This is a genomic window from Shigella sp. FJ200513, from assembly GCF_040495915.1.
In the GTDB taxonomy this organism is placed as follows: Bacteria; Pseudomonadota; Gammaproteobacteria; order Enterobacterales; family Enterobacteriaceae; genus ECMA0423.
This window is the reverse complement of sequence record NZ_JBDYCV010000130.1, coordinates 1-9,509: the sequence shown is the minus strand read 5'-3', so window position 1 is coordinate 9,509 and position 9,509 is coordinate 1. Positions and strand designations below refer to the sequence as shown.

Below are 9,509 nucleotides of genomic sequence, written 5' to 3'. Positions count from 1 at the left end.
TGATGGAAATGGAAGCCACGCAAGCACCTTAAAATCACCATCATACACTAAATCAGTAAGTTGGCAGCATTACCGAGTTGTTAAACACATAACCTCAGTGAATCCGGCCTGAATTCAGGCCGGATATCCTTTTACTTCGTTTTCTCGCAATCCAGAACTGTATTTACAATCATCTGATACCCCGTGCAGCGACAAAGATTTCCCGCCAGTCCGCGACGAATTTCCGTAATGGTTAATGGCTTCTCGCGTGGTTTCGCCAGCATTGCCGTGGTAGCCATAATCAGGCCAGGCGTACAAAACCCGCACTGCACTGTGCCGGATTTCGCATAAGCCTGCTGAACATGAGAAAGTTTTCCGCCTTTCGCTTCACCTTCCAGCGTGCGGATCTCTTTTCCTTCAGCCCAGGCGGCAAGGTATAAGCAACTGTCTATTGCTGTGCCGTCGACCAACACCGTACAGGCACCACATTCACCCACGCAGCACCCTTGTTTGACACTTAGCAGTCCTTGTTCGCGGAGTAATTCCGAGAGCGGCGTGCCTGGTGCGGCGTGAAGCTGAAAAGGCATCCCGTTAATGGTGCATTCGGTGGTAATTGTTTCGCTGTGATTCATTGCAATTTTCCCCCCGCCGCGGCGACGGCTTCGCTAATCACTTTTTTGGTCATCGTCTGGATGAGATGCAGACGAAACTCTTTACTGGCCCGCCATGAAGAACGCGGGGCGACATCTTGCAGGACAGATTCGCTGATAGCTTCCAGCGTTTGCAGGTTTAATGGCGCATTTTGTGCAGTCTGTTCGGCATGTTGGCAGCGAATCGGCGTTGGCGCGGCAACACCAAATGCCAGGCGTAATTCGCTGAAATTGCCGTTATCCAGTCGGCAATGTGCGGCGCAGCCAATCGTTGAAATATCCATTGCGTCGCGCATGGCATATTTAAAATGCGCGCTGCCCGCGTGTTCTTTCGGCTGTGGCGGAAAATGAAAGGCGACGAGGATTTCGTCATGCTCAAGAGACACTTTGCCCGGCCCGGTGTGAAAGCCATTAATCGGGACGAAACGAACACCGCGCGGGGAGTGGATCTCCAGTTTCGCGTCATAAATTAGCGTTGGCGTGGCAGAATCTGCGCTGGTGGCACCGTTGCAAATATTTCCACCGTAGGTAGCGACGTTACGGATCTGCGGTCCAGCAATGAACGTGGCCGCAGCACATAACGCCGGGAGATGACGTTGAGTTATAGGATCTTCTATTAGCTGGGTAAATGTCGTTGCAGAGCCGATACGTAGCGAGCCATCTTCCGCCAGCGTAATTCCCCGCAGCTCCGCCAGATTATGAATATCAACAATATGGCGATAACGGTCATTGTGATGGTGGAGCTGAATCAGTACGTCAGTGCCACCGGCGAGCAGTTTGGCCTGCGGGTTGTCAGCCAGCAGGTTGATGGCATCGGCAAGGGTTGCTGCGCGATGGTAAGAAGCAAAATCAAACATGATGTTATCCTCAAATCAATCCTGCCAGATGGAACTCTTCATATAACCGTTTTGGCGTCAGCGGCAGTGTATTGATTGCAACACCGGTAGCCATCTTCACCGCGTTACGAATAGCAGCGGCAACAGGAATTATGGGTGGCTCACCCAGTGACTTATGTCCGTATGCGGATTGCGGCTCATTGATTTCGACGAACGCGCTTTCCAGTTGTGGCAGATCCGGCATGGTCGGCATTTTGTAATCCAGCAGATTGGGGTTACGGACCACGCCGCTTTTAGCATCGATGATCATCTCTTCAAATAGCGCCCAGCCAATGCCCATTCCCATTCCGCCGTGTACCTGACCTTCTGCCAGCAGTGGATTAAGAATATGCCCTGAATCATGAACGTTGAGGATGCGGTTGATGGTGACTTTGCACAGCGCAATATCGACCGTCAGATCAACAAAGGTACAGCCAAACGCCGGTGGGTTAGTGGTGGTTTTGATGGAGCTTTCAGCAGAGAGCTGCCCGCCGCGTTCAGGGTGGTAGAAAGCGTCCATCGCCAAATCTTTTAACGACATTAACGGCTCTTCCGGTCGTTCAACCAGCACGATATGGCCTTTTATCAGGGTCAAATTCATCGCTGACTGATGTAGCATGACTGCGGCGTGAGCGATGATTTTCTCTTTTAATAATAGTGCCGCACTGCGCAGCGCAGGCGCGGCAACATAGCTCTGGCGTGAGGCAAATGCGCCGGGATCGAACGGCGTAACGTCGGTATCTTGTGTTGAAATAACGCGAACGTCGCTGACCGGAACCCCCACGGTTTCTGCCACCATTTGCGAGAAGACGGTGTCGGCACCCTGACCGATTTCCGTCGCGCCGCTTTGCACGTTGATGGTTCCATCCTGATTCATCAGAAGGCGCGCGCCTGCTATTTCTACGCCGACAGGCCAGGTGTTAGAGGTGTAGCTAAAACAGGCGACGCCAACGCCGCGGCGCAAATTGCCTTGCTGGTTCTGGCATTCTGCACGGCGTTTTTCCCATTCAAAGATTTTCCGGCCTTTTTCAAGACACTCCGGCAACCCTGCGCTGCAAATACGTTTGCCCGTGAGCGGATTAGCATCTCCTTCGCGGGCGGCGTTGCGTAAACGAATTTCAACAGGATCAATACCTAACGCTGTCGCGGCGTCATCAAGCATAGACTCAACGGCAAATACGACTTGTGGCGCGCCATAACCACGCATCGCACCAGCCGAGGGGAGGTTGGTATAGCAGGTCTTTGAACTGTAAGCGTAGGCACAACGAGGATAAAGGTAAGCGACTTTATTCCCCCCCGCAGAAGCGATGGAGTGCCCGTGAGATGCATAAGCGCCGGTGTTAGACAGAACATCCAGACTATAACCTTTCAAGGTTCCGTCGCGGTTCACGCCCATTTGCCCGTCAATAGTAAAAGCGTGGCGGGTACGGGTTGCGAGGAAACACTCTTCACGGCTAAGGGAAACTTTCACCGGAATGCCGCCAAGCTTGCTGGTCAGGAATGCCGCCATTGGCTCTTCCAGTACATCCTGTTTATTACCAAAACCGCCACCGACAAACGGTTTGATGACTCGTACGCATGACCAGGGAATATCCAGCGCCTGACCAACCACGCGGCGAACAATGTGCGGGATCTGGGTGCTGGAAACGATGGTAATTCGCGAGTCATCCTCCATCCACGCCAGCGATGTTACGCTTTCCATGTGACAATGTTGAATAACGGGAGTCTGATAGTGCCCCTGTACCTGGTAGTCGGCGGCATCGATTGTTTGTTGGACATTGCCCGTCGACATCGTGCTTTGTTTCAGTAAATTGCCGCCGTTATGGATTGGTGCAGCGTCTTCTGTCAGCGCCGCTTCTGGCGTGGTGATAACGGGTAATTCTTGCCACTCAATGCTGACCAATTGCGCCGCTTTTTCTGCCGTGAGTTCATCGCGGGCCACGACGATGGCAACGGCGTCACCATGATGACGAACATGGCGAGTTAGCAGTGCGCGATCGGCGGTATCGCGCTTGTTTTCGTCAAGTGTCTAGGCATGCCCAGCTGTAGCGAATGGAATATCAGGCACATCTTCCCAAGTAAAAATCGCCAGTACGCCCGGTAAACTTCTGGCTTGTTCATCATTAATACTTACGGCATAACCATGTGCGATAGGGCTACGTACATATTTCGCGTAACACATGCCCGCCATAACATAATCGTCAGTATATCGTGCCCGCCCGGTGACCTTAGCAATGGCATCGACGCGCATGCATGATTCACCCGTAGCGGTTGCTTCCCGCGCTTCCATAGAAATCCCCTCGATTTGAACATTTGGTTCTTATGGCAAAGATTTAGTCTAAGCAGGCAAGATTTACGCCAGAAACGACGATAAGCGTTAGGGGAGGAAGGAAGTGTGATGACGTTAAAAAAACACAGATATGATACGAAACAGGACTCTGAATAGGGACAGTGATACGTATCAATATGAGTGGCGATAAAATCAATGTGATAAATCAGGATTATTACGCATCAGGATGGGAAATAGGGTAAAAAGTCAGGAACTTCGATACCTCTACAGCGAATATTTTGCTGATGATACTTCCCTTTGCCAAATGAAATTAACCTCTTTCTCTATTACCACGTTTTTCCAGAAGCAAGAGATTGGGTATCAAGAGGCTGGCTGCTATGATATGGCGTCTTGTTTTTTAAGCGAGGAAAGATTTTGAGTGCGGGACGCCTGAATAAAAAATCTCTGGGTATCGTGATGTTTTTATCGGTTGGACTGCTATTGGCGGGCTGTTCGGGTAGCAAATCATCCGATACAGGAACGTATTCCGGCTCCGTTTACACCGTGAAACGGGGGGATACGCTATATCGTATTTCGCGCACCACGGGAACCAGCGTAAAAGAGCTGGCGCGACTGAACGGCATTTCCCCCCCTTACACCATTGAAGTTGGTCAGAAACTAAAACTGGGTGGGGCGAAAAGTAGCAGTAGTACACGTAAATCAACCGCCAAATCAACGACTAAAACCGCATCGGTTACACCGTCATCAGCGGTACCGAAATCTTCCTGGCCGCCAGTAGGGCAACGTTGTTGGTTATGGCCAACGACAGGGAAAGTTATCATGCCGTATTCGACAGCAGATGGCGGCAATAAAGGGATTGATATCTCAGCTCCACGGGGTACACCTATTTACGCCGCGGGTGCAGGAAAGGTGGTGTATGTGGGCAACCAGCTGCGTGGCTACGGTAATCTCATCATGATTAAACACAGTGAAGATTACATTACGGCTTACGCCCATAATGACACGATGCTGGTAAATAATGGGCAAAGCGTGAAGGCTGGGCAAAAAATCGCCACTATGGGGAGCACGGATGCGGCATCTGTTCGCCTGCATTTCCAGATTCGTTACCGTGCAACGGCAATTGATCCGCTACGTTACTTGCCGCCGCAGGGCAGCAAGCCAAAATGCTGATGGCGAATTAATCAGCAGTCAGCAGCGCGGCACTTGCTAAGGAGAGCGTAAGGTTTATAATGCCTTACGCATCTCGAAGCGGGCGTAGTTCAATGGTAGAACGAGAGCTTCCCAAGCTCTATACGAGGGTTCGATTCCCTTCGCCCGCTCCATGACACTTCTTAAAGTCTACTAACTTACTGAATCCTAAGGGATACGGCTTAACGCCTTCCGATAGTTTTACTCACTGTAACCAACACTGTGACTAACTTTGTTGAAGTAGTGAGCAGACCTAAGGTCTCAGTACATGCTCAAGTCAAGAACCTACCTTTATCAGCGTAATGGTGTCTTTTACATCCGTCTTAGGATGAAGACCACTAGTCGCCTGACCGCTTCGCTTCCTTCTCACAACCGTTATAAACTAGCGTCAGTATCTTTACGGACCAAGGATAGACGTACCGCTATGGCTCACTCACGGCACATCAAGTCAGCACTTAAAGCAATCCATGCAGACAACCCTAACGCCTCTTATGAGGAGCTACGGGAGCACCTGAAGACCATTGTCGAGTGGGAACTTAGTGTCAGCCGTGATGACCTGAACGACCCGGAGTCCTACCAGCTTTACGTTGACCAGTACGATGACATTAAGTCCAACCTTCGGGAAGCTGTAGCGACCGAGCGTCTGACTGTAGACCAGCATCGCTATATTAATGACGTTATCGGTGTGCTTAAGGCCTGTCAGGATAGACTCAATGGCGATAGCTCTGGCCTATTGTCTTACCTTGAGCCTGAGACTGGCAGTCTAAGACCGTCCGTCTCCCTATCTGTATTGGCGGAACCTGAAGTCCCTGAACCTAAAGCACTGACCCTCGCGTCTCTCATTGAGCAGTACGAGCAGGAGAACGCCCAGAACTGGAAGCCAGCGACCCTAAGCGAAAACCGAGCGTCACACTCTACGCTAATCGAGATATTCGACTATCTGGATATTCAGGATGTCGGCAAGGCGACCCGTGCAGATATGCTCAGAGTTCGTGAAGTCCTCCAGCAGCTACCGAAGAACCGCAAGCAACGCTTTAAGTCTATGCCGCTGTCTGACTTGCTGAACCGGGAGTCTAAGACTGACTGTCTGGACGTCGTTACCATTAACAATAAATATCTTATCAAGATGGCTGCTGTGTTTAAGTGGGCGGTACGCAACGACTTGATAGCTAAGAACCTGACCGAAGGTCTTGAGCTGAAAGTCCCTCAGCGTAAAGCCTCCGACGCTCGTGATGCGTTCAGTCCTGAGCAGGTAGGGCAACTACTGGTCGCAGCTAAAGCGTACTCGCAGAAGACCTCAGGTAAGCCATACCATTATTACGTCACCGCTCTGGCTGCGATTACAGGTGCGAGACTTAACGAGGTGGCCCAACTTCAGGTTAAAGATGTCAGGACCACTGAGGCTGGGACCGTTTTTATCCATATCAACGAAGACGATAGCAGCCTGCCGGGTAAGAGTATCAAGAACGCCCACAGTGACCGCTGTGTCCCGTTGGTAGATGGTGCTTATGGTTTTGTATTGGCTGACTTTATGTCACTCGTGGAAGACCGTAGAAAGACTGAGGGTGATAATGCTATGGTGTTCAATGGCCTCAAGCTAATGAAGAACGGCTACGGTGAGCAGGTTAGCAAGTGGTTTAACCGAACGTTGCTGCCCAAAGTCCTCGCTGACCGTAGCGGCTTAGCTTTTCACTCGTTTAGACATACAGTTGCGACCCAGTTAAAACAACATGGGGTCGAGTTAGCGTATGCTCAGGCGATTATGGGTCATAGCTCAGGGTCTATAACTTACGACCGTTACGCGAAAGAGGTCGAGGTGGAAACGCTGAAAGAAAAATTAGCGGAGTCATTGTCAGTAAAAAAAATAGACGGAAAGTAATCGCATAGGGATAGCGGAATGTGAGGACGTAATGGTCAAAGAATTTTTAGTTAGCAAAGAAAATAAGCCTTCATATGAATGTATGAATACTGCTGAAACTTGTTTGGGGCTGGCTGGAATGGCTTCGGAAGATTGGCAACGTGAGCATCATTGCCGCACAGGTATAATATTTACTGCTTTTGCTATTGAGGCAATGTTCATCTTCTATAGAAAACAGGTTGACCCCGGCTACGATAAGACGCAGAAAGAGTGCAGAAAGACAATGCACAAGAATACGTTAAAATTGTGCGGTATAAACAATTATATGGGGACAAAACCTTACCAAATTATCAAAGAGTGTCTTGAGGTAAGAGACGCTATTGCTCACGGCGATTCGTATACTTCGAGCTTTAATTTCTCGGCGGATCATTTGGATAACCAAGACGATATTGCAAAAGTGTCCTGGCGGTAAACTCTGAACAATTTCGGGGATTAACTGTTGAGCGCCTTGCAAAATACATTGAAATGGCAAAGCATATTGACCATGAGATTTCTGATAATGGTTACAGGCCTTCTGAAGGTTACCTTCCAGCAGCCGAGCGCAGAAGTCTGATGTTAGCTTTTGGCGTCAGTGGTGTGTCAATGTGGCCCAGTGCTTGAGCGATAATACACCTCACTATAGAGGAATGGACCCTTAACTATCACTATAGGGGAGAGACCCTAAGTCCCCACCTTAATAGCAGTCACGACCCATACACACATTCATTAAGTCTCAGGCTTCCGGTAGCGGACCGATTGGAAACCATCCGCAGACGCCTAGTGTTAAATCACCTTGGCCTGAGACCATTCCTTTTAACGTAAGCTATCTTCCCTTTTGACAGGCGGGGAGCAGTAGACCACATCCGACTTTAAGTTGGCTCTGTGATAATCGCTGCGCGGATAACTGAAGAACCAAGACACCATTACTGAGGTCTGCCATCCATTTGTGGACAGGCGGAAACTCAAAGAGGTTAGATCAGTGGTGTCTGAGGTTGGAGCTTTGAGTCTTGACCAGCAGGCTGGAGGAGACCATGAGTTTATCTTGTTATGGATTGTGTTATCACAATTCCAATAAGAAGAACTTTAAGTCCAGCCTCCACTCCCGCCAACCCGAAGTAAAATTATGGTCGCTATGATGTGGTCTCCATGCTTCGGGTCTTACTGGAAGTACTGAACACTTTCGCGTCAAGTTCTCCGAAGTTCATTCCTGTTTGACTAAACTATCACTATAGGGACCATATCTCGCCTCTGACCTCCTGAGAGACGGCAAGCGAGAAACCGTGGTCCACGCTAGCAAGCTAGCCACCAGCCTAAGGCAAGACAGCCTCTGGTCAGCCTGTGTGTTCTTTGGTCTCGTGACTTAAGTCTATCACCACACACGCTCGGACATGCTGTCGAACCTTCATCTCTATGGTCATCGCAGACCACTAACCCCAATTACCTCAAGTCATTCTGTTTGCGTCCTGTTGCCTGCTGGTCTCCCTTTACGTGGGGGCTTGAGTAGGTCAGTGGGGTGCGACTTCAGGGTGCAAACAAAAGGAGTACACGTAAATGTCCCAACAAGAAATCAGCATCATTAACCTCGACCAGCTTGTGTCCATGACCTCAGTTGAAATTGCTGAGCTGACAGGAAAAGAACATAAACACGTTTTACGAGATATTCGTAATATGGTCGAAGAGCTTAACGGGGCCAAAACTGAGCACTGCTCAACTTTGAGCAGCGAGCTTAACGGGTCCAAATTTGGGCTCGTTGGCGAGGAAGTATACAAGGACGCGAAAGGTGAGAGCCGAACAATGTATCGTCTCGACCGTAAGCATACTTTCATTCTGGTCGCTGGCTATTCCGTTCACCTCCGCGCCAAGTGTTACGACCATATTCAGACGTTAGAGCGTCGAGTCCTTCAACTGGAAGACCAGAAGAAGCGAGCAGCCATTCAGTCCGCTAACCGCCGAGGCGTGACTTGGGGCGACTACTGCAAAACCTATGGTCTGCCCGCTCAGAAGCTAATGACCGCACTTCTCCAGCATCGTGGCCTCTTTCGTAAGAACCCAATCAGTAACGAGTGGTCTGTAAATCCGAAGTATTCCGACTGCTTTCGTATCATTAAGCCGTCAGACCAGAAGTTCTCAGCAGGTGGGTATAACTTCCGGTTCAACGCTAAGGGGCTGGAGGTCTTCGGTAAGCCTGAGATGGTTGACAAGATGCGAGGCATCCTTATTGCATTCACTGGCACCGACCAGCAGAAGCAAGAGCACCTCCTGAAGCTGGCACAATCCGGTAAGGTGGAGGGAATCTAAGATGATGATTGACCCGCGCACACCTGAGGGGCGCATGACTCTCCGTTACCGTGGCTACCGGACTGAAGTCCTCCTCAGAGAGCTTGGTCTAGACCCGGAAGATGAGACCCGCCAGCACCAATCCCGAGACGAGCTAATAGCCCAACTGGTCGCTATGAAACTGCCGCTTAACCGTTAGTAGCTCACCTACTCAATACCTAATTTAAACACCTTTTGAGATGACCGATGCGGGGAGACCCGTAGGCCTTACTGTGCCTGCGATACCGATAGTCTCAACTCTCAAGAGGAGAATTACCTATGATGTTCAACAACAACAACTGGAAGCTGTCAGT

At 50.1% G+C, this 9,509-nt stretch carries 6 protein-coding genes, 1 tRNA gene and 1 pseudogene; 5 read left to right on the top strand and 3 right to left on the bottom strand.

Annotated features, from left to right (window positions below; genetic code table 11):
- Positions 1-131: 131 nt before the first annotated feature.
- The 3 genes and pseudogenes from xdhC to xdhA form a co-directional block, all read right to left on the bottom strand.
- Positions 132-611 (bottom strand): xanthine dehydrogenase iron sulfur-binding subunit XdhC, encoded by a 480-nt coding sequence (xdhC, locus tag ABZJ92_RS18975; RefSeq protein ID WP_001016618.1) that lies wholly within the window; start codon positions 609-611, stop codon positions 132-134.
- A complete protein-coding gene (xdhB, locus tag ABZJ92_RS18970) occupies positions 608-1,486 on the bottom strand; it encodes a xanthine dehydrogenase FAD-binding subunit XdhB (RefSeq protein ID WP_000459175.1) in 879 nt (292 codons plus the stop codon). Before xdhB ends, xdhC begins: the two co-directional genes overlap by 4 nt.
- A gap of 10 nt (positions 1,487-1,496) precedes the next feature.
- Positions 1,497-3,794 (bottom strand): annotated as a pseudogene (xdhA, locus tag ABZJ92_RS18965) (xanthine dehydrogenase molybdenum-binding subunit XdhA).
- 414 nt (positions 3,795-4,208) lie between these two features.
- Here xdhA and actS point away from each other — a divergent pair.
- The 5 genes from actS to ABZJ92_RS18940 all read left to right on the top strand — a co-directional run bounded on the left by actS (position 4,209) and on the right by ABZJ92_RS18940 (position 9,177).
- Complete coding sequence (gene actS, locus ABZJ92_RS18960) at positions 4,209-4,964, top strand: amidase activator ActS (RefSeq protein ID WP_005051685.1); 756 nt, start codon at positions 4,209-4,211, stop codon at positions 4,962-4,964.
- 78 nt (positions 4,965-5,042) lie between these two features.
- Positions 5,043-5,116: transfer RNA gene (locus tag ABZJ92_RS18955), tRNA-Gly, on the top strand.
- A gap of 134 nt (positions 5,117-5,250) precedes the next feature.
- The gene (locus tag ABZJ92_RS18950) at positions 5,251-6,861 is read left to right on the top strand and encodes a site-specific integrase (RefSeq protein WP_000920423.1); all 1,611 of its coding nucleotides are present in this window, start codon (positions 5,251-5,253) and stop codon (positions 6,859-6,861) included.
- A 31-nt stretch (positions 6,862-6,892) separates the two neighbouring features.
- Positions 6,893-7,312 carry a hypothetical protein gene (locus tag ABZJ92_RS18945; RefSeq protein ID WP_000237837.1) on the top strand — a complete coding sequence of 140 codons (420 nt, stop codon included), beginning with the start codon at positions 6,893-6,895 and terminating at the stop codon, positions 7,310-7,312.
- 1,118 nt (positions 7,313-8,430) lie between these two features.
- The gene (locus ABZJ92_RS18940; RefSeq protein ID WP_000082598.1) at positions 8,431-9,177 is read left to right on the top strand and encodes a Rha family transcriptional regulator; all 747 of its coding nucleotides are present in this window, start codon (positions 8,431-8,433) and stop codon (positions 9,175-9,177) included.
- The last annotated feature ends 332 nt before the right edge of the window (positions 9,178-9,509 follow it).